At 73.2% G+C, this 17818-nt stretch carries 19 protein-coding genes; 8 read left to right on the top strand and 11 right to left on the bottom strand.

Annotated elements, in window-relative coordinates; all coding sequences use genetic code 11:
* Positions 1 to 20 precede the first annotated feature (20 nt).
* Both ACFMQL_RS35880 and ACFMQL_RS35875 read left to right on the top strand, forming a co-directional pair.
* Positions 21 to 908 carry an SDR family oxidoreductase gene (locus ACFMQL_RS35880; protein WP_378789246.1) on the top strand — a complete coding sequence of 296 codons (888 nt, stop codon included), beginning with the start codon at positions 21 to 23 and terminating at the stop codon, positions 906 to 908.
* On the top strand, positions 905 to 2089 hold the full coding sequence (locus ACFMQL_RS35875) for a PQQ-dependent sugar dehydrogenase (protein ID WP_378789244.1): 1185 nt from the start codon (positions 905 to 907) through the stop codon (positions 2087 to 2089). Before ACFMQL_RS35880 ends, ACFMQL_RS35875 begins: the two co-directional genes overlap by 4 nt.
* A gap of 67 nt (positions 2090 to 2156) precedes the next feature.
* On the opposite strand, the gene ACFMQL_RS35870 is transcribed toward ACFMQL_RS35875, so the two are convergent.
* Positions 2157 to 2876: a GntR family transcriptional regulator gene (locus ACFMQL_RS35870; RefSeq protein WP_364050423.1), complete on the bottom strand. Its 720-nt coding sequence runs from the start codon at positions 2874 to 2876 to the stop codon at positions 2157 to 2159.
* A gap of 88 nt (positions 2877 to 2964) precedes the next feature.
* Here ACFMQL_RS35870 and ACFMQL_RS35865 point away from each other — a divergent pair, with 88 nt between their 5' ends.
* The 4 genes from ACFMQL_RS35865 to ACFMQL_RS35850 all read left to right on the top strand — a co-directional run bounded on the left by ACFMQL_RS35865 (position 2965) and on the right by ACFMQL_RS35850 (position 7432).
* Positions 2965 to 3843 carry a carbon-nitrogen hydrolase family protein gene (locus ACFMQL_RS35865; protein WP_364050426.1) on the top strand — a complete coding sequence of 293 codons (879 nt, stop codon included), beginning with the start codon at positions 2965 to 2967 and terminating at the stop codon, positions 3841 to 3843.
* A gap of 2 nt (positions 3844 to 3845) precedes the next feature.
* A complete protein-coding gene (locus ACFMQL_RS35860) occupies positions 3846 to 5213 on the top strand; it encodes an APC family permease (protein WP_378789242.1) in 1368 nt (455 codons plus the stop codon).
* Positions 5214 to 5520: 307 nt separating this feature from the next.
* Positions 5521 to 6237: a VOC family protein gene (locus ACFMQL_RS35855; protein WP_378789240.1), complete on the top strand. Its 717-nt coding sequence runs from the start codon at positions 5521 to 5523 to the stop codon at positions 6235 to 6237.
* Positions 6238 to 6409: 172 nt separating this feature from the next.
* Positions 6410 to 7432 carry a zinc-dependent alcohol dehydrogenase family protein gene (locus ACFMQL_RS35850; RefSeq protein ID WP_378789239.1) on the top strand — a complete coding sequence of 341 codons (1023 nt, stop codon included), beginning with the start codon at positions 6410 to 6412 and terminating at the stop codon, positions 7430 to 7432.
* Between the two features lie 526 nt (positions 7433 to 7958).
* On the opposite strand, the gene ACFMQL_RS35845 is transcribed toward ACFMQL_RS35850, so the two are convergent.
* On the bottom strand, positions 7959 to 8858 hold the full coding sequence (locus ACFMQL_RS35845) for a LysR family transcriptional regulator (RefSeq protein WP_378789237.1): 900 nt from the start codon (positions 8856 to 8858) through the stop codon (positions 7959 to 7961).
* Positions 8859 to 8959: 101 nt separating this feature from the next.
* Here ACFMQL_RS35845 and ACFMQL_RS35840 point away from each other — a divergent pair, with 101 nt between their 5' ends.
* On the top strand, positions 8960 to 9325 hold the full coding sequence (locus ACFMQL_RS35840; protein WP_364050441.1) for a nuclear transport factor 2 family protein: 366 nt from the start codon (positions 8960 to 8962) through the stop codon (positions 9323 to 9325).
* Between the two features lie 44 nt (positions 9326 to 9369).
* Here ACFMQL_RS35840 and ACFMQL_RS35835 read toward each other — a convergent pair whose 3' ends face one another.
* The 6 genes from ACFMQL_RS35835 to ACFMQL_RS35810 form a co-directional block, all read right to left on the bottom strand.
* Positions 9370 to 9765, bottom strand: coding sequence for a hypothetical protein (locus tag ACFMQL_RS35835; RefSeq protein WP_378789235.1), 396 nt, complete (start codon positions 9763 to 9765; stop codon positions 9370 to 9372).
* Positions 9766 to 9785: 20 nt separating this feature from the next.
* Positions 9786 to 9977, bottom strand: coding sequence for a hypothetical protein (locus tag ACFMQL_RS35830; protein WP_378789233.1), 192 nt, complete (start codon positions 9975 to 9977; stop codon positions 9786 to 9788).
* A gap of 72 nt (positions 9978 to 10049) precedes the next feature.
* A complete protein-coding gene (locus ACFMQL_RS35825) occupies positions 10050 to 10178 on the bottom strand; it encodes a hypothetical protein (protein WP_378789232.1) in 129 nt (42 codons plus the stop codon).
* A 112-nt stretch (positions 10179 to 10290) separates the two neighbouring features.
* Entirely contained in the window at positions 10291 to 10866 is a 576-nt protein-coding gene (locus ACFMQL_RS35820) for a GNAT family N-acetyltransferase (RefSeq protein WP_378789230.1), read from the bottom strand.
* 79 nt (positions 10867 to 10945) lie between these two features.
* Positions 10946 to 11839: an aminoglycoside phosphotransferase family protein gene (locus tag ACFMQL_RS35815; RefSeq protein WP_378789228.1), complete on the bottom strand. Its 894-nt coding sequence runs from the start codon at positions 11837 to 11839 to the stop codon at positions 10946 to 10948.
* Positions 11840 to 11914: 75 nt separating this feature from the next.
* Positions 11915 to 12088 carry a hypothetical protein gene (locus ACFMQL_RS35810; RefSeq protein ID WP_364050452.1) on the bottom strand — a complete coding sequence of 58 codons (174 nt, stop codon included), beginning with the start codon at positions 12086 to 12088 and terminating at the stop codon, positions 11915 to 11917.
* Between the two features lie 201 nt (positions 12089 to 12289).
* Here ACFMQL_RS35810 and ACFMQL_RS35805 point away from each other — a divergent pair, with 201 nt between their 5' ends.
* On the top strand, positions 12290 to 13126 hold the full coding sequence (locus ACFMQL_RS35805) for a class I SAM-dependent methyltransferase (protein WP_364050455.1): 837 nt from the start codon (positions 12290 to 12292) through the stop codon (positions 13124 to 13126).
* Positions 13127 to 13189: 63 nt separating this feature from the next.
* Here the strand turns inward: ACFMQL_RS35805 and ACFMQL_RS35800 are convergent, their stop codons facing one another.
* The 3 genes from ACFMQL_RS35800 to ACFMQL_RS35790 form a co-directional block, all read right to left on the bottom strand.
* A complete protein-coding gene (locus ACFMQL_RS35800; protein WP_378789226.1) occupies positions 13190 to 14563 on the bottom strand; it encodes an MFS transporter in 1374 nt (457 codons plus the stop codon).
* A gap of 51 nt (positions 14564 to 14614) precedes the next feature.
* Positions 14615 to 15496 carry a TIGR03620 family F420-dependent LLM class oxidoreductase gene (locus tag ACFMQL_RS35795; protein ID WP_378789224.1) on the bottom strand — a complete coding sequence of 294 codons (882 nt, stop codon included), beginning with the start codon at positions 15494 to 15496 and terminating at the stop codon, positions 14615 to 14617.
* Between the two features lie 160 nt (positions 15497 to 15656).
* A complete protein-coding gene (locus tag ACFMQL_RS35790; RefSeq protein ID WP_378789222.1) occupies positions 15657 to 17768 on the bottom strand; it encodes a protein kinase in 2112 nt (703 codons plus the stop codon).
* Between the last annotated feature and the right edge of the window lie 50 nt (positions 17769 to 17818).

Here is a 17818-nt window from a genome sequence, read left to right as displayed (position 1 = left end):
CGAAAGGAGCCCACGAGCACATGTCCGTCGTTCTCATCACCGGATCGTCCACCGGCATCGGCCGCCGCACCGCCGAGACGCTCGCCGCGGCCGGCCACACCGTCTACGCCACCATGCGCGACCCCGGGGGCCGCGACGCCGCCAGAGCCGCCGAGCTGGTCGCGCAGGCCGAGGACCGGGGCCACGACCTGCGGGTGGTCGCGCTCGACGTCACCTCGCAGGAGTCCGCCGACGCCGCCGTCCGCACCGTCCTGGAGGAGGCGGGCGAGCTGGACGTCGTCGTGCACAACGCCGGCCACCTGTTCATCGGCTACACCGAGGCGTTCACCGACGACGATGTGGCGAGGCTGTTCGACGTCAACGCGATCGGGGCGCACCGGGTCAACCGCGCGGCGCTGCCCCACCTGCGCGAGCGCCGCGCCGGCACCCTCGTGTACGTCGGCAGCACCAGCCTGGTCAGCACCCCGCCGTTCCTCGGCCCGTACGTCGCCTCCAAGGCGGCCTTCGACGCGCTGGCCGTGGTGACCTCGTACGAGGTGTCGCAGTTCGGCATCGAGACCTCGATCGTGATGCCCGGCCCGATCACCCAGGGCACCGACCACTTCGCCAACGCCTCCCGGGCGAGCGACGACCGGGTGACCGCCCAGTACGCCGAGCTGAACCCGCTGGTCGAGCGCACCCACGAGGCCCACGAGCAGCTCTTCGAGCCGGGCACGACCGCCGACCCGCAGGACGTGGCCGATGAGATCCGCCGCATCCTCGCCCTGCCGGTCGGCAAGCGGCCGTTCCGCTCGGTGGTGGACGCGGCCCAGGCAGGGGTGGAGCACGTCATGGCCTTCAGCGACCTGACCAGGCAGGCGTTCGTGCGCCGGCTCGGGTTCGCCGAGAGGCTGGAGCTCAAGCGATGAGAGCCCGCGCCGCGACGGCGGCCCTGCTGGCGGTCTTGACGGCGGGCGCCTGCTCGGCGGCGCCCGCCCCAGCGTCACCCGGCCCGTCCCAGGCGGACGCCCGGGCACCCGCGACCGGCCCGTCCCGGGCGTCCACGCCCAGTGCGTCCCGGCTGGAGGTGACCGTGTCGCCGGGCCCGGTCGCCACGCTCGGCGAGCCGGTCGAGCTGACCACCGGCCTGCAGGCGCCGTGGGGCCTGACGTTCCTGCCCGACGGGTCCGCGCTGGTCTCGGAGCGCATCAGCGGCCGCATCCTGCGCATCCCGGCCGGGGGCGGCGCGGCGCGCGAGGTCGGCGTCGTGCCGGACGTGCACGCCGGTTCGGAGGGCGGGCTGCTCGGCATCGTCGCCTCGCCCCGCTTCGCCACCGACCGCACCGTCTACGCCTCCGTCTCCGGCCGGGACGCCAACCGCATCGTCGCGCTCACCATCGCACCCGGCTACGACGGGGTCAGCGTGGAACGGGTGCTGCTCGACGGCATCCAGACCGCCGACAGGCACCACGGCGGCCGCCTGGTGATCGGCCCCGACGGCCACCTGTGGATCGGGACCGGCGACGCGTTCGAGCCGGAGAACGCCGCCACCCCCGACTCGCTCAACGGCAAGATCCTGCGCATCGCGCTCGACGGGTCCGTGCCGGAGGACAACCCCGGCGACTCGCCCATCTACTCCAGCGGACACCGCAACGTGCAGGGCATCGCGTTCGGGCCCGACGGCACCGCGTACGCCTCCGAGCTGGGCCACCGCACCTGGGACGAGGTGAACGTGCTGCGCGCGGGCGCCGACTACGGCTGGCCGGAGACCGAGGGCACCAACGGCTCCACCGGCGTGCCGCCGATCGCCACCCTGCACCCCGACGACGCCAGCCCCTCCGGCCTCGCCTACGCCGCGGGCTCGCTGTGGATCGGGGCGCTGGGCGGGCAGCGGCTCTGGCAGCTCCCCGTCGCGGGCGGCGCCGCCACCGGTGACCCCGTCGCCCACTTCCACGGCGACTACGGCCGCATCCGTGCCGTCGAGGTCGCCCCCGACGGCTCGCTGTGGCTGGTCACCTCCAACACCGACCGCGCCACCTGGGGCGGCACGGACCCGCGCCCCGGCGACGACCGCATCCTGCGCGTCGAGGTCCGCGAAGGCCGCCGCTGAGACGGCGGCCGGCGGGCCACGCGGCCGGGCCCGCGCACCCCGCCGCTGAACGCCGCTGAGACGGCGGTCAGCGGATCAGGCCGACGAACATCGTGCGGTGCAGCACCTCCACGTGGGCCCGCGCCACGCGGACCGCCTCCACCGCATCGCCCTGCTCCAGCGCCGCCACCAGCGCCGCGTGCTCACGGTTCGACTCGCGCAGGTAATCGAGGGGGTAGGGCAGGTAGTAGCGGTACAGGCGGCGCAGTACCGGCGCGTAGTGGGAGACCGCCGACTCCACTCCCGAGGCCGCCGCGAGCGCGAGGTGGAAGCGTTCGTCGCTGGTGTGGAAGTCGGCCCAGCCCGAGGCCCGGTCCATCTCGGCGACCAGGGCCTTCAGCTCGGCCAGCCGCTCGGCGGTGACGGCGGTGGCCGCCAGGTGGGCCAGCCCGCACTCCAGCAGCAGCCGCTGGTCGATGAGCCGGTGCACCTCGGCGGCGGCCGTCCGGTACGCCTCGGTCTCGGCCACCTTCCCGATCGCCGGCTCGTCGGCCACCATCGTGCCGCCCGAGCGGCCCCTGCGGCGTACCAGGACGCCTTCCTCGCACAGCGCGGTGAGCGCGCGCCGCACGGTGATCTCCCCGACGTCGAGCGCGCGGGCGACGTCGGCGGTGGGGGGCAGGCGCTCGCCGGGCTTGAGCAGGCCCAGATCGACGGCCAGGGCGATGCGGGCGCGCACGGTGTCGAGCGCGCTGAGCCGCCGCAGCCCCTCCAGGGCCTCCGAGTTGAGCGCGTCCAGGGCGTCCATGGCCACCACCGTAACGTTGCTTAAAAAGCTCAATATGAGCTATTTTTGGGCATCGCCAGCGTACGTGCTGGTCAGAAGGCAGGTGACGATGCCCAGGCCACTTCCGGTCGCGCTCGCGCAGAGCGAGCCGCTGCCCGCCGGCACGCCGGTGTCCCGGTTCGCCGAGCACGTGGAGGACGTGCTGGCGAGCCTGCCCGGCACGCGGATGGTGATCTTCCCAGAGCTGCATCTGTTCGGCAGCCGGGTACGCCCGGCCGAGCGCGACGCCGAGCTGGCCGCCACAGCGCAGCCGCTGGACGGCCCCCTGGTCAGGGAGCTGGCCGCGCTCGCCGGCGACCTCGGCGTCTGGCTGCTGCCCGGCACGATCTGCGAGCGGGGCGAGGGCGGCGCGCTGCACAACACCGCGCTGGTGCTCGCCCCCGACGGCACGCTCGCGGCCTTCTACCGCAAGGTGTTCCCTTGGCGGCCGTACGAGCCGTACCGGCCGGGTGATCGTTTCGTCGTCTGCGACCTGCCCGGCACCGGCCGTATCGGCCTGGCCATCTGCTACGACGCCTGGTTCCCCGAGGTGGCCAGGCATCTGGCCTGGATGGGCGCCGAGGTGATCGTCAACCCGGTGCTGACCACCACCGCCGACCGGGCGCAGGAGCTGGTGCTGGCCCGCGCCAACGCCATCGTCAACCAGGTCTTCGTCGTCTCCGTCAACGCCGCCGCGCCCACGGGCACCGGCCGCAGCCTGATCGCCGACCCCGAGGGCCGCGTCCGGGTCGAGGCGGGGGAGGCGGTCACCGTCCTGACCGACGTGCTCGACCTGGACGACGTCACCCGCGTCCGCCGCCACGGCACCGCCGGGCTCAACCGCGTCTGGTCGCAGTTCACCGACGCCGACCCGCCCCTGGAGCTGCCCCTCTACCAGGGGCGCATCGACCCCGGCCGGTGGAGGCCAGCCGGCACACCCCCGGAGTGACCATGTCATCCACCTCTCACCCCACGCTCCGGCGCACGCTCGGCCTGCGCTCCGTCGTCCTGTTCGGGCTGGCGTACCTGACGCCGCTCATCGTGCTCGGCATCTTCGGCGTCGTCGCCGAGACCACCTCGGGCGCGGCGCCGTCGGCGTACGCGCTGGCGCTGGTCGCGATGCTGTTCACCGCGCTCAGCTACGGCCGCATGGCCGCCGCCTACCCCGTCGCCGGCTCGGCCTACACCTACGTCCGCCGCACGATCGACGCCCGCGCCGGATTCCTCGTCGGCTGGGCCGTGCTGCTGGACTACTTCTTCCTGCCCATGGTCATCTGGCTGATCGGCGGCTCCTACCTGGCCGAGCAGTTCCCCGCGGTGCCGACGCCGGTGTGGATCGTCGCGTTCATCGTGCTCACCACCGGGCTCAACCTCGCCGGCATCAAGGTCGCCGACCGGGCCAACTCGCTGCTCATGATCTTCCAGATCCTCGTGCTGGTCTTCTTCGTGCTGCTGGCCGCGGGCCACCTGGTCAGTGGGCGCGGGCCCGCGTCGCTGTTCAGCCTGACGCCGTTCACCGGTGAGGGTGCGAGCGTGACGACGGTCGCCGCGGGCGCGGCCATCGCCGCCTACTCCTTCCTCGGCTTCGACGCCGTCACCACGCTCACCGAGGAGACCGTGGAGCCGCGCCGTACCATCCCGCGAGCCATCCTGCTGGTCGCCCTCATCGGCGGCGGCATCTTCGTCGTCGTCGCCTACGTCACCCAGCTCGTCCACCCCGGCGGCGCGTTCGCCGACTCCTCCGCGGCGGCCTCGGAGATCGCGCGGACCATGGGCGGCAGCCTGTTCGGCGCGTTCTTCCTGGCCGGGCTGGTGGTGGCCCAGTTCACGTCCGGGCTCGCCGCGCAGGCCAGCACCACCCGCCTGCTGTACGCCATGGGCCGCGACGCCGTGCTGCCCCGCCGCGTCTTCGGCTACCTGCACCCGCGCCTGCGCACCCCCGTCTTCTCCATCCTGCTCACCGGCCTGGTCGGGCTCATCGCGGTCAGGATGGACGTGGCCACCTCCACGTCGTTCATCAACTTCGGCGCCTTCACCGCCTTCGTCTTCGTCAACGTCGCGGTCATCGCCCTCTACGTCCGCGAGCGCCGGGCCGGGCGGCGGCCTGGCGTGCTCGCGTACGTGGTGGCCCCGGCGATCGGCGCGGTCATCGACCTGTACCTGCTCACGCAGCTCGACGGCCACGCCATCACGCTCGGGCTGATCTGGCTGGCCGCCGGCGCCGCCTACCTCGCTTACCTGACCCGGCTGTTCCGGGTGCCGCCGCCCGAGCTGGACTTCGCCGAGCAGTCGCAGGCCGCGCCGGTCAGCTCGGGCTGAACCAGCGGGCCGGCGCGGCCTTCAGTCCGTCGGGGTCGCCGCCCGCGCCGGCGCCAGCCGCCCCGTCCTCTGCCGCCACCGGCCCCAGCGCGAGGACCTGCTGCTCGCCACCCTCACCGCCTGCCGGCGCCCGATCGGGATCCCCGGCACCGGCAACGTGCGCGACGACGTGGCTGCCGCTGCTGCGTGTTCGACCGCCGGCGTCTGCATGCGTTGATAATCGTTGGCCTCGCGGCCGGGGCGCGGGCTAGGGTGGCGGCGTTTCCGCGCCAGGCAGGTCACGTACCTGCAGAGGGGAGCCGCCGCGATGACGGCACAGCTCGTCGCACTCAGCTGGGACGCACTCGACCCCGCCGCACTGGCCCGCTTCTGGGCCGGCGTGCTGCGCTGGGAGAGCGTCGATGACCCGCGCGGCGGCGTCGCGCTGCTGCCCGCCGACGACACCGGCTTCCGCATCAGGTTCCAGCCGACCGATGCCGTCAAGACCGGCCAGAACCGGATGCACTTCGACCTGACCAGCGCCTCGCTCGACGAGCAGCAGGCCACGGTCGAGCGGGCCCTCGCGCTCGGCGGCCGGCACATCGACGTCGGCCAGACCCCCGACGATGGGCACGTGGTGCTCGCCGACCCCGAGGGCAACGAGTTCTGCGTCATCGAGCCCGGCAACAAGTTCCTCGCCGAGTGCGGCTTCATCGGCGCGCTCGCCTGCGACGGCTCCCAGGAGGCCGGCGACTTCTGGAGCGCCGCCCTCGACTGGCCGCTGGTGTGGGACCAGAACCAGGAGACCGCGATCCGCTCCCCGCGCGGCGGCCCCAAGATCACCTGGGGCGGCCCGCCCGTCGCGCCCAAGCGGGGCAAGAATCGTCTGCACGTCGACCTGGCCGCCGGCGGTGAGCTGGAGGCGGAGGTCGAACGGCTGCTCTCCCTCGGGGCCGAGCGCATCGACATCGGCCAGGGCGATGTCCCCTGGGTGCTCCTCGCCGACCCCGACGGCAACGAGTTCTGCGTACTGCCGCCCCAGTGAGGCGGCCGCGCCTTCGCGGGGGTTCGGCTGGGCGGACGCGTGGCCGGCGGACCCTCCGCCGAGGGCTGAGCGTGACGCGCGGCCCGCGGTGATGCGGGGCGCGTGACCCCGGCGCGGGGTGGCGTGGCGCGCATGGCGGACCCATGTGGGTAAGATCGGCATCGAATGTTCGATGGCGATCGTACACATGGGGGATGGCATGGCGCGGACGGTGCGCTTTCACGAGCTCGGCGGGCCCGAGGTGATGCGGCTGGAGGACGAGGATCCGGGCGAGCCGGGCCCCGGCGAGGTACGCCTGCGCGTGGAGGCGATCGGCATCAACCGGGCCGAGGCGCTGTTCCGCAGCGGCCACTACATCGAGCCGGTCAAGCGGTTCCCCGCCAGGCTCGGCAACGAGGCCGCCGGCGTGATCGAGGCGGTCGGGCCGGACGTGACCGGGTTCGAGCCGGGGCAGCGGGTCAGCGTCGTGCCGAACTTCTCCCAGAACGATTACGGCGTCTACGCCGACGCGGCCATCGTGCCCGTCAGGTCGCTCGTGCCACGCCCCGAGCAGGTGGACGCGGTCTCCGGGGCAGCCGTGTGGATGCCGTACCTGACCGCGTACGGCGCGATGGCCGAGGTCGCCCGCATGAGAGCGGGGGACGTGGCGGTGGTGAACGCGGCGTCGAGCAGCGTCGGACTGGCCGCCATCCACACCGCGGACCGGCTGGGCGCGCGGCCGCTTGCCGTCACCCGCACCCGCGCCAAGGCCCGGCAGCTCGCCGAGGAGGGCGCCGCCGAGGTGATCGTCTCCGACGAGGAGGACGTGACCGCGCGCGTGCTGGAGCTGACCGGCGGCAAGGGCGCCGAGTACATCTTCGACGCGGTCGCCGGCCCCGGCGTCGTGGACCTGGCGCGGGCCGTGGCACCCGGCGGCACCCTGTTCCTGTGGGGCGCGCTCAGCGGGCAGCCGACCCCGTATCCGGGGTTCGACCTCGGCATGCCGGCGCTCAACATGCGCACGTACACGATGCTCGAAATCGCCGAGGATCCCGAACGGCTGCGCCGCGCCGCCGCGTTCATCACCTCAGGGCTGCGCGCTCGAGCGTTCCGGCCGGTCGTGGATCGGGTGTTCCCGCTGGAGCAGATCGTGCAGGCGCATCAGCACATGGAGTCGAACACGCAGTTCGGCAAGATCGTCGTGACGACGGCGTAGCTCGGAGCCCGAACCGCGCCGGCCCCGCGCCGCCGAGCGGCTTCAAGGCCGCGCCGCTTCAAGGCGCTCAAGAGCCGGGTCGCTTCAAGGCGGCTCAAGGACCGCGCCGCTTCAAGGGCGGCCGGGTCGCCTGAGAAGTCCGAGCGGCCCGGCCGCCCTGCGGAAGGTGCCGGATCAGCGCTGGCCGCGGCGATCCTGATGCTCCGGGTCGTCCGGCTGTTCGAGGTAGGGGTCGTCCGACCCGCCGGGAACGGGCGGGACCGGGATCGGGTCGTGTGCCGTCACAGCGGCTCCGGCCGGTGGCACGGCACAGACCGGGCCGACGAGGGCGAATGCGGTGAGTGCGGCGGCTGCGAGCAGGCGTGGAAACATCGGGATACCTCCATGACGTGAGAGCACCATGGACGATGCGGCTTCCCGGAAGGCGCCGTCTCGGCGTGAGACCCTTCCCACGCTAGCGACGGCGACCTGCGGAATCCCCCAGCAAGGGGCAAAGCCTTCCCCGCCGGCCAAAGGCCGTCGCGGGTCAGCTCGCGGCCTGCTCCGGGAGCGCGAAGGCGCGGCGGGCGTGGGTGAGGAAGGCGCGCACGGCGGGCCCGTACGGATCCCTCCAGGTCAGCGCGAGCCGGGCGATCTGCTCGGCGTCGTCGATGACCCGGGACGTGAGCCGGTCCTGGTAGTCCGCCACCATCGACTCGCTGAGCACGCCGACGCCGAGCCCGCGCCCGGCCAGGGCGGCGATGGCGTCGGCGGCGGTGGCCTGGAACGCGATGGCGGGCCGGCACCCGCGCGCCGCGCACGCCTGGTCGAACGCCTGCCGCAGCCCCGTCCCCTCCGGCATGCACACGATCGGGTACGCCGCCACGTCGGCCAGCGTGACCCGTCCCAGCTCGGTGAGGGGATGCGCGGGCGGGACCGCGGCGACGAGACGTTCGCTGACGATCGTCATCTCGGCCAGCCCGTCGGAGGCGGTGGGGGAGGCGGTGCCGACGAGCGCGAGATCGACACTGCCCGCGCGTACGGACTCGGCGAGGACGTCGGAGTTGTCCTCCAGCAGCGAGATCTCCACGCCGGGATGCGCCCGATGGAAGGCGGCCAGCGCGTCGAACAGCGGGGTGATCGTGCACCCGTTGACCATGCCGACGACGAGCCGGCCCTTGATGAGGTGGGCGACCTCGCCGACCGCCTGCTCGACGGCGTTGGCGGCGGCGAGCGCGGCGCGGGCGTGGTCGAGCGCGGCCTTGCCGGCGACGGTGAGCGTGGCCGTACGCCCCGAACGGTCGAACAGCTCCGCGCCGAGCTCGCGTTCGAGCTGCCTGATCTGGGCGCTGACGCCGGACTGGCTGATGTGCACCCGCTCGGCCGCGCGGGTGAAGTTCCGCTCCTCGGCGACGGCGACGAAGTATTCGAGCTGCCGCAGTTCCATAAGTGTTGATTCTAGTTCTCATCAGAACTAGCTGTTGGACTTCTCGAACGGTCCGGTGCCACCCTGGAGGAAAGCCGAGAGTTTCATGCGGAAGGACATACATGTACGAGAAGGCCATGCGGCCCGAGGACATCACCCGCCTGTTCGTGGAGCGCTCCAACGCCGGCGACGCCGCCGGGGTCGCCGCGCTCTATGAGGAGGACGCCGTCCTCGCTTACCCGCCGGGCAGCCAGACCAGGGGGCGGGAGGCGATTCGGCGGCTGTGGGAGAAGGTACTGGCCAACCGGCCGCACTTCGAGCCCGAGGAGCCGCTGCCGACGTTGATCAGCGGTGACATCGCGCTCACCTCGACTCCGCCCAAGGACGGGGCGGGGGCCCGAGCCCAGGTCGTCCGCCGCCAGCCGGACGGGAGCTGGCTGCGAGTGCTCGACCAGCCGGAGTTCGTGCCGGTCAAGCGGGAGTCCTGACCGGCCGCCCAGGGGCTCCGTCCCGGCCTGGCCGATCAGTTGATCTACGATGTAAAGGCGGTCGCGATGGTCAGCCCCGGCCACGCATCGGCAAAACGCCCCACATCAACGGTCAAAGGGGCGAGATCAGCGATGGGCCGGAAGTGAACGGTGGTGCCGGTCGTGCCGTCATCGGGCACGGGCTCCAGGCCGGTGACGGGTACACCGCGCTCGTACCGCTGCGTCCACGACCCGTTCACCCGGCGGTTGGTGTGGACCAGCCAGTCGCTGAGCGCGGCGACGACGGACATGCCCCGGCGCGGATGCCCGTCGGGGAGGGTCTGCGCGGCCGGGTCGTCGAAGAAGCGCAGGTCCTTCGTGGCCATCACCGGCTTCTTCACGGGACGGCCGTGCTCGTCGAAGCGGGTGTCGGTGCCGCGCCCGTTGTCGGCGACCGCCACGGATCCGTCGGGGTGGAGGGTCACCGTGCAGTGCCCCCGCCGGCGGACGCCGCCTCGTCGGCGGGGTGGGCGAGGACTTCGAGGATCAGGTGCAGGACCCCGCCGGGCGCGAATTCGGCGGGGTTCTCGCGGATGCGGGCGAGGTGGGCGTGGTCGATGTCGATCGCCCAGTCGTGGGTGGTGTTGCGCCAGGATGCTCGGGCTGTACTCACCTCAACACCCTACGATCAAGCGGGTACTCATGGGACTCCGCTGAGGAGGGATGCCCACGTGACGAGCCGCACCTACGAGCCCGGCTGCTGGCTGACCCCGGCCGCGGTGCCGCGCGCGTCGCCGATCGAGGGGACGGGCCTGTTCGCGGTCGAGCGGATCCGCCGGGGCGAGGTGGTGATGCGGTTCGGCGGGCGCGTCATCGACGACGACACGCTCGCCGCCCTCACCCCGCCCTACAGCAGCCTCACCGTCGAGGAGGGCGTGCACCTGCTCCTGGATCCCGCCCACCCCGTGAGGTACGGCAACCACCGATCAGGCGCGGGCGGGGTGGCGGGCGAGCCACTCTTCGCGGGTGATGGCGTACTCGACCTCGCCCTGCTCGCTGCCCGGCAGCGGCTCCGGCCAGTCCATGTGGAACGTGCGGACGTACGTCATGCCGACGGAGGCCATCGTGGCGCGGGAGGCGGTGTTGACCGCCATCGTCTCGGCGAAGACGCGGTTGAGACCGAGGTCTTCGAAGCCGTGCCGCAGCAGCTCACGGGCGCCCTCGCTGGCCAGGCCCTGCCGCCAGTGGCGGCGCAGCAGCCGGTAGCCCAGCTCGGCCTGACCTTCGACGGGGCCCTGGTCGGGGCGGTGCGGCGGCTCGAGGATCCACCAGCCGACGAAGCCGCCGTTCACGAAGCCCGCCCAGAAGCCGAGCCCGGGGACGCGCTCGGCGACGGCCAGGCGCTGCCGGTGTGCCTCCTCGACCTCCTCGCGGGTGCGGGCGCGGCCGGTGAGGTAACGCATGACCTCGGGGTCGGAGTCGAGCTCGATCTCGTGTTCAAGGTGCTCGTCGGCGAGGGGGACGAGGTCGATCCGGTCGGTACGCAACTTCGCTTGGGACATGTCCGCATTCTGGCGGGCGGCCAGGGGGCGAAGCACCCGGTTTTCTCTGACCGGGCGGGTCAGGCCCGTGCATCGGTCGTCACGCAGGTGAGTCGGCGAGGATGCGTTCCAGGGTGCGCCGCCCTATGAGGCTCATCGGCGGGTTGCTCTCGACGTAGTACCAGACCAATCCCATCGCCTGCTGGAACGCCCACGCCTTGCCGCGCTCCCATTCGAGGTCGTCGCTGCCCAGGGCGGCTCGCAGCTCCTTGCGCGGCCCGGCCTCCAGCAGGTGCCAGGCGCTCACGAGGTCGAGCGCGGGGTCGGCGGCGCACAGCCCGCCGGTGTCGAGCACGCCCGCCAGCCGCCCGTCCGCGACGAGCACGTTGCCGGGGATGAGGTCGCCGTGGTTCATCACGTCGGGCGCCTCGCGCGGCAGCTCGCGCAGCTCCGCCCAGATCCGGCGCAGGCGGGGCACGTCCAGCAGGCGCTCGCTGCTGCGGAAGCAGGTCTCCATCCACTCGTCGTGGGAGCGCAGGTCGCCGCCCCTGCCCCGGCCGGAGAACGTGCGGCCGCGGGTGTCGATGGCGCGGATGTCGCCGATGAGGCCGGCCAGGTCGCGGGCGAACGCGTACGACTCGCCCGGGTCGTCGTCGGTGGCGACGGTGCCGGGCAGCCAGGTCTGCACCGACCACGGCAGCGGGTAGCCCGCTCCCGGTTCGCCGAGCGCGACGGGCTCGGGCACGGGAAAGCGGGTGGCCGCCGCCAGCTCGCCGGCCGCTCGCGCCTCCGCCTCCAGCGTGCGGCGCACCGCCTCGGGCTCGCCGGGCTGCAGCGGGAACCTGGCGGCGAGCCGGTCGCCGATGCGGACGATGGCGTTGACCGTGCCCTGGGCGTCGAGCATCCTGACGGGCAGGTCGCGCCACTGGGGGAACTGCTCGTTCACCAGCGTGCGCACGGTCTCCGGCGAGATCGTCAGTTGGTCGGCGTGCATTTTCACGCTGGGCAACGTTGCCGGAGGCCGGTGGCCGTCCGCAAATCCTTTTACCGGCTTTCCGTCCGAGTGCGGTCAGGGACCGACGTCGGTCACGCCGCAGACGTCGCAGCGATAGGTGATGCCCAGGTCGTCCTCGCCGAACTCGTTCCACGCATGGGCGGCTCCGGTGAGGTCGTACCGGTCGCCTGAGCAGAGCACCCGCGCCCCCTTGCGGCCGGAGGGAGTGGGGGCGATGGGTGTGAGCATGGGGGTCTCCCGGGGGTTGGATGACGTAACGGTCAGCGGGCAGGCTCCTTTCCTGAAAGCGAGCGTTGAAACCGTCAGAGCAGGACATCGCACGTCAATGCCCTGATGAGACCGCCTGTTTCCAGCGGCGAGCGGTCACCGGTCCGCGCCCGCCGGAAAAGCGGTCGACCGGCGTTCGGGCGCGCTGTCATCATGCTGACTATGACGGCCGAGTCCCGCGAGCGCGTGCGGCGCTATTTCGACGAGTTCGGCGACGCCGAGTGGCACCGGCTCACCGGCGACGTCAAGGGACGCGTGAGCCTGGAGGTGCACCGTCGCTTCCTGGCCCGCTTCGTCAAGCCCGGGCACCGGGTGCTGGAGATCGGCGCGGGCCCCGGGCGGTTCACGGTCGAGCTGGCCGCCCTGGGCGCGACCGCCGTCGTCACCGACCTGTCCCCGGTCCAGCTCGCGCTCAACGCCGAACACCTGCGGGGCACCGCGGCCGAGTCCGCGGTGGAGCGGCGCGAGGTGCTGGACATCTGCGACACCGGCCGGTACGCCGACGGCGAGTTCGACGCGGTGCTCGCCTACGGCGGCCCGCTGTCGTACGCGTTCGAGCAGGCCGAGGACGCGCTGCGCGGCCTGCTGCGCGTGACCCGGCCGGGCGGCGTGGTGGTCGGTTCCGTCATGTCGCTGATCGGCATCTGGCGGCACTACCTGCCCCAGATCACCGAGGAGGCCGAGGTGATCGGCGAGGACGCCAACGACCGCATCCTGCACACCGGCGACCTGCGCCTCAAGGGCGAGCAGGAGGGGCACATCTGCCGGATGTTCCGCTCCGGAGAGCTGTCCGCGCTGATCGAGGCGGCGGGCGGGCGCACGGTCGCGCTCAGCGCCAGCAACTGGGCCTCGCTCAGCGACCCGGCCACGCTCGCCGTGCTCGAAGCCGACGAGGACCGCTGGGCGCGCTTCCTGGAGCATGAGGTGACGGCCTGCGCCGAGCCCGGGGCCGTGGACGGCGGCACGCACCTGCTGTTCGCCGCCCAGCGGCCCGGGTGAGAGGTCCTATGGATCGGTGGCCGCAGAACGGGCTCGGTGCCGACCGGCGTGTGACGCCCGGCGTCAGCGGGCGTGCTCCTGCCCGGCCGGCTTATCGGCGGTCGCGGGGGTGCGGTCGCGCCGGTCCGGTAGCGCGACGGCGAGCGCGGCCACGCCCGCCAGCATGGCGGCGATGAGCACGAACGCCCGTCCGTAACCCTCCGCCAGACCGGCGGGATCGCCGCCGCCGGGCCCGGCCGTCAGCGCCACCAGGGCGGCCAGGCCGAGCGCGCCGCCGGCCTGCTTGGCGGTGTTCATCAGCCCGGACGCCGCCCCCGCGTTCTCCGGTGTCACGCCCGACGTGACGGTGACGGTCAGCGGCGTGTTCAGCAGCCCGCCGCCGAGGGAGATCAGTACCGCAGGCCCCAGGATGGCCGTCACGTAGTGGCCGCCCGGCGCGATGCGGCTCTGCCAGAGAAAGCCCGCGGCCCCGATCAGCGCGCCCGCGGCGATGAGCACCCGGTCACCGGCACGCCGCATCAGCCACGGCGTCACCCGCAGCCCGACGAGCATGGTCAGCAGCGTGTGCGGCAGGAACGCCAGCCCGGTCACCAGCGGGCCGTAGCCCAGGACGTCCTGCATGGACAGCGTCAGGAAGTACCACATCGGGTTGAGGCACGCACCGGCCAGCAGCATCGCCACGTTGCCCAGCCAGATCGCCCGCGCCCGCACCAGCGCGTACGGGATCAGCGGGACAGCCGCAAAGCGCGCCTCCACCAGGACGAACACGCCGAGCATGACGCACCCGGCGGCCACGGCGGCGGGCGAGCCGGACACCCCGTACGCCAGCGCCGCCAGCCCGCCGGTGGCCGTCAGCGCGCCCAGCACGTCCAGCCGGTCCCCGGACCGCCCGGGGCCGGCGGGGATGCGGCGGACGGCGGCCAGGCAGGCGAGCCCGATCGGCACGTTGATCAGCAGGATGGACCGCCACGACAGGTATTGCGTCAGCGCCCCGCCGATGAGGTTGCCCGCCGTGCCGCCCGCCAGGCTGACGGCCGTCCAGACCGCGATGGCCCTGGTGCGGCGCGGTCCCTCGGGATGGGCGGAGGTCAGGACGGTCAGCGTGGCCGGAGCCAGGATCGCCGCCCCGACGCCCTGGCCTGCCCGTGCGGCGATGAGCAGGCCGGACGTGTCCGCCAGTCCTCCGGCCAGGCTCGCGGCGGTGAACACGGCCAGGCCGGTGGCGAAGACCCGCCGGTGCCCGTACAGGTCGGCCAGGCGGCCGCCGAGCAGCAGCAGCCCGCCGAAGGTCAGCGCGTACGCGTTGCCGACCCAGGCCAGACCGCGGGGATCGACGTCCAGCGCGTCCTGGATGGAGGGCAGCGCCACGTTCACCACGGACACGTCCAGCACCACCATGAACTGCGCCGCGCACAGCAGCGCCAGGACGATCGCCACTGGCCGGCCCCCTAACATTCCGATGTGTTCACATCGTACTGACTGGGAGACTCATCGAGGCAGGAGGGCCTCGGCGAGCAGCCGCCACTGCGGCATCGCCGACGCGCCCGGCTCGATCCCGATCACCTGAACGGTCACGTGATCGGCCCCCGCCTCGTGGTGGGCGCGCAGCTTGTCCGCGATGACCTCCGGCTCGCCCCAGAACACGAAGTCGTCCACCAGCCGGTCGCTGCCGCCACCGCCGATCTCCTCGTCGGAGTAGCCGAGCCGCCGGAACTTGGCGACGTTGTACGGCTGCGACAGGTAGGGGCTCAGGTGCTCGCGCGCGATCGCCCGCGCCTTGCCGGGGTCGGACTCGAACAGCACGGGGTGCTCGACCGCGAGGAACGCCTCCGGCCCGAGGATCTCGCGCGACTGCGCGGTGTGCGCGACGTTGACGTGGTAGGTTTGCGCGCCCGCCGCCCGGTCGCGGGCCAGCTCCAGCATCTTGGGCCCGTACGCGGCCAGGATGCGCCGCATCGGACCCTTCGGCGCCGGGTTGGCGGTCTGCAGCGCGTCCATCTCGTCCAGGTACGCCGCCATCGCGGCCAGCGGCTTCACCCCCGGCTTCGGCTCGCCCCCGAACCCCAGCCCGAGCACGTGCCGGTCCGGGTAGGCGTCGGCGAGCAGCAGCGCGCCGCCGTGCGCCCACTTGGCGCCGCGCGACCAGATCTGTGCGATGCCGTTCACCATGCGGATGCGCCCGGTGCTCGCCAGCAGGAACGCGGCGTGCGTGAGCGCCTCGCGCCCGAGCAGCTCCGGCACCCACACGGCCGGCCAGCCCAGCTCCTCAAGCTCCTGGACCGACTCGCGCACCTGTGCGGCGGGGAGGTGCTCGAAGTCGAAGGTGTAGATGCCGAAAGGGCCGAGGTCGAGACGGTCGTTCCCGCTCATGGTGGTTTCTCCTCATCACAGAAGACGGGCGACAGGTCGGATCAACATATCGCATATTGTCGATGCGAATGTGTGCGGCCTCCCGCCCTCGCCCGCGCCAGGCGCGACGGTGGGGACTCGGGGTCGCGCACCGACCGGCCGTCGGCCCGGCTTCAGGACGTCACCAGACGACGTACGGGCTCTCCACGCCGCCGCCCCACGACGGGTCGCCGGTCAGTCGCCAGCGCTGGCGCACGTCGGTCTTGGCGCCGGTGCGCGGGGGCGTGAGCGTGAACGGGCCGCACGTGGCGACCTCGCCGGGGCCGGGCAGGACGCCCGTGCAGATGAACGGCTGGGACAGGTTCGTATCGGCGTCGGTGTCGTAGAGCTGCACGTGGACGTCCGACCGGACCGATCCTCTGACCTGGCCCTTCAGGTGGATGACGTCCCCGGTCACGGCCATGCACGGCGACATCTCCACACCGCCGTCCGTGCGCAGCCAGGAGCGGCAGCGCCACTGCGGGGCCGCCTCCCGTACGGGCGGCTCCTCCTCCCCTTCGGTGTCCGGCTCGGTCCGTCGGCGCTCCGGCTCCGCCGTTTTCGTCTTCGGCTTCTGAGCGGAGCGCGTCGGCGCCGAGGTCGCCGGGTTGGGCGCGGTGGTCGTGACCGTGACGACCACCTTCGGAGTCTCGCGTCGTTCCTTGGGCTTGGCCAGCGACTTCGGCGTCGGCGTGGTGAAGTCGACGGCGGCCGCCGACGGGGGCGCGCTGCTCGGCCCGGCCGGGGTGGATGGGAGCGTGCTGGGCGCGGCGACCGGGGCAGCGGGCTCCTGCTTCCACGGTGTCGTGATGGCCAGCGCCGTACCGGCGAGCACCAGCGTCAGGGCGGCGCTCCCGGCGATCACCAGCCCCCGTCGCGACCGCTTGCCCTGCGGAGCAGGAGCCCCCGCGCCTGTTGCCGGAGCGCCCGGACGCCCACCGGCAGGCGGCGCACCCGCCCCTCGAGGCCAGGTAGGCGGCTCCACCGGCCCGGCGGGCGGCTGCGAAGGCGTCTGGACCGGCACGGGCTGCGGCCCCGGCGAGGCGGGGGACTGGGGGCCGGCCGGCATGGGCCCGGACGTGACGGAAGCGTGGGGGACGGCGGGCATGGGCCCGGACGTGACCGGCCCCGGCGCGGCACCCGGCCCAGGGGACCAGGCGCCGGAGGCAGCGGGATCGGACGGCGTCGGGGCCACCACGCCGGGTGCCGCCGACCCCGGCGACCAGACACCGGAAGCGGCAGGGCCGAAAGGCGGCGGAGTCGCACCGGCCTGCGGGACGCCGGAGATGCCGGGGCCGGAGGCGTTCGGGCCGGTACCCGAGGAAGAGGCGTTCGGGCCGGGGCCCGGGCCGGTACCCGAGGAAGAGGCGGGGAGAGGTTCGGAGGTGCTGGAGGAGGGGTCGCTGCGGGGGACGGGCGGCAAAGCGGGCAGGCCCTCGAGGGACGGCGCCGCCTGGTGGAGCGCCGCGGCCACCTCCGCGGCGGCCGGCCGCGCGTGCGGGTCCTTGCCGGAGCAGGACCAGATCAGGCTCCACAGGGCGTCGGGCATGCCGGGCAGCCGGCGAGGCATGGCCGTGGCGTGCTGCCGCAGCAGCGCCATCGGATGGTCGCCGGCGAACGGAGGCCGCCCGGCCAGCAGCTCGTACAGGATGAGCCCGACCGCGTAGACGTCCACGGCGGCGGTGGGGGAGTCGCCCTCGGCCACCTCGGGGGCGAGGTAGGCGGGGGTGCCGAGGATCGAGCTGGTGCCGGTGAGCCTGGGGCCGTGCACGATGCGGGCCACGCCGAAGTCGCTCAGCCGCGCCCGCCCTGAGGTGTCGATCAGCACGTTGCCCGGTTTGACGTCGCGGTGCACCACGCCGAGGGCGTGCGCGGCCGCCAGCGCCTCGGCGACCTGCGCCATCAGCCGGGCCGCCTCGGCGGGCGGCAGCGTGCCGCGCCGGCGCAGCAGCCCGCGCAGGTCGCCGCCCTCGACGAGGTCCATGACGAGGGCGAGGCGGTCGCCTTCGATCACGAAGTCGCGCAGCGGGACGATGTGGGGGTGGTCGAGGCTGCGCATGACGTTGCGTTCCTGAACGAAGCGCAGCACCAGATCCTGGTCGCCGGCCAGGCCGTCGCGCAGCAGCTTCACCGCGACGATCTCGCCGGTGTCGCGCTGGCGCGCCCGCCGTACCGTGCCCATGGCACCGCCGCCGATCTCCTCCAGCAGCACGTACCGGCTGCCCAAAGAGGTCTCGGGCCCGCCCTGAGTCATTTGCCGTGTTCCCCCTCCGCGATGTGGAGATCAACAATAGCCAGGCGGGC

Origin of the sequence: Nonomuraea fastidiosa (assembly GCF_042751225.1) — a bacterium.
Lineage (GTDB): Bacteria > Actinomycetota > Actinomycetes > Streptosporangiales > Streptosporangiaceae > Nonomuraea > Nonomuraea fastidiosa.
Note: the sequence above shows the minus strand (reverse complement) of the source record. Positions and strands in the feature narration are given on the sequence as shown.

What these genes read in the sequence shown, in the direction of transcription:
- ACFMQL_RS35855 (WP_378789240.1), top strand. Translation starts at nt 5,521, where the DNA reads ATGACGGCACAGCTCGTCGCACTCAGCTGGGACGCACTCGACCCCGCC.
- ACFMQL_RS35860 (WP_378789242.1), top strand. Translation starts at nt 3,846, where the DNA reads ATGTCATCCACCTCTCACCCCACGCTCCGGCGCACGCTCGGCCTGCGC.
- ACFMQL_RS35805 (WP_364050455.1), top strand. Translation starts at nt 12,290, where the DNA reads ATGACGGCCGAGTCCCGCGAGCGCGTGCGGCGCTATTTCGACGAGTTC.
- ACFMQL_RS35865 (WP_364050426.1), top strand. Translation starts at nt 2,965, where the DNA reads ATGCCCAGGCCACTTCCGGTCGCGCTCGCGCAGAGCGAGCCGCTGCCC.
- ACFMQL_RS35825 (WP_378789232.1), bottom strand. Translation starts at nt 10,178, where the DNA reads ATGACGCGCCCGCCGAACCGCATCACCACCTCGCCCCGGCGGATCCGC.
- ACFMQL_RS35795 (WP_378789224.1), bottom strand. Translation starts at nt 15,496, where the DNA reads ATGAGCGGGAACGACCGTCTCGACCTCGGCCCTTTCGGCATCTACACC.
- ACFMQL_RS35820 (WP_378789230.1), bottom strand. Translation starts at nt 10,866, where the DNA reads ATGTCCCAAGCGAAGTTGCGTACCGACCGGATCGACCTCGTCCCCCTC.
- ACFMQL_RS35845 (WP_378789237.1), bottom strand. Translation starts at nt 8,858, where the DNA reads ATGGAACTGCGGCAGCTCGAATACTTCGTCGCCGTCGCCGAGGAGCGG.
- ACFMQL_RS35880 (WP_378789246.1), top strand. Translation starts at nt 21, where the DNA reads ATGTCCGTCGTTCTCATCACCGGATCGTCCACCGGCATCGGCCGCCGC.
- ACFMQL_RS35815 (WP_378789228.1), bottom strand. Translation starts at nt 11,839, where the DNA reads ATGCACGCCGACCAACTGACGATCTCGCCGGAGACCGTGCGCACGCTG.
- ACFMQL_RS35870 (WP_364050423.1), bottom strand. Translation starts at nt 2,876, where the DNA reads ATGGACGCCCTGGACGCGCTCAACTCGGAGGCCCTGGAGGGGCTGCGG.
- ACFMQL_RS35850 (WP_378789239.1), top strand. Translation starts at nt 6,410, where the DNA reads ATGGCGATCGTACACATGGGGGATGGCATGGCGCGGACGGTGCGCTTT.
- ACFMQL_RS35790 (WP_378789222.1), bottom strand. Translation starts at nt 17,768, where the DNA reads ATGACTCAGGGCGGGCCCGAGACCTCTTTGGGCAGCCGGTACGTGCTG.
- ACFMQL_RS35810 (WP_364050452.1), bottom strand. Translation starts at nt 12,088, where the DNA reads ATGCTCACACCCATCGCCCCCACTCCCTCCGGCCGCAAGGGGGCGCGG.
- ACFMQL_RS35875 (WP_378789244.1), top strand. Translation starts at nt 905, where the DNA reads ATGAGAGCCCGCGCCGCGACGGCGGCCCTGCTGGCGGTCTTGACGGCG.
- ACFMQL_RS35840 (WP_364050441.1), top strand. Translation starts at nt 8,960, where the DNA reads ATGTACGAGAAGGCCATGCGGCCCGAGGACATCACCCGCCTGTTCGTG.